The organism is Pseudomonas sp. P135 (genome assembly GCF_020312125.1).
GTDB lineage: Bacteria > Pseudomonadota > Gammaproteobacteria > Pseudomonadales > Pseudomonadaceae > Aquipseudomonas > Aquipseudomonas fragariae.
On the sequence record NZ_JAGPYR010000055.1, the window covers coordinates 1 to 564 of the forward strand.

A 564-nucleotide genomic window follows, 5' to 3' on the forward strand; every position below is an offset into this window, starting at 1 on the left:
CGTGTTCCGCAAGGGCTCGGGTCAGGACACTATCAGCAACTATGCCTATAACGACACCACTGCAAACAAACTGGACGTGATTCGTCTGGAGGGTCTGAACGCTGCCGATGTGGTGCTGCGCCGTGAGTCCGATGACCTGATTATCCAGATCAAGGACGGCGGCGAAACCCTGAGGGTCAGCTCGCATTTCAACACCAGCGTTCTCTACGGCTATAACATTGATCAGATACAGTTTGCCGATGGTACGGCACTGACCAATGAGCAGATCCGTACGGCTCTGCTCACCGGTACCGAAGTCGACGAGACCGTCACCGGTTATGAGTCGGCGGACAGCCTGTTCGGCCTGTCGGGTAATGACACCCTGAACGGCCGTGCCGGTGATGACATCCTCGACGGCGGCGATGGTCGTGACACCCTCAACGGTGAAGATGGCAACGACACATTGCTGGGTGGCGCAGGCAATGACTCGCTGACCGGTGGCTACGGTTCCGACACCTACGTGTTCCGCAAGGGCTCGGGTCAAGACACTATCAGCAACTATTCTTACAACGACACCACGGCCAA

General features: G+C 57.1%; 1 protein-coding gene. It reads left to right on the forward strand.

Going from position 1 to position 564, the window contains the following annotated elements; translation table 11 throughout:
- The coding region (locus KBY08_RS26265) for a calcium-binding protein (RefSeq protein ID WP_318654648.1) at positions 1–564 on the forward strand (564 nt) is incomplete at both ends.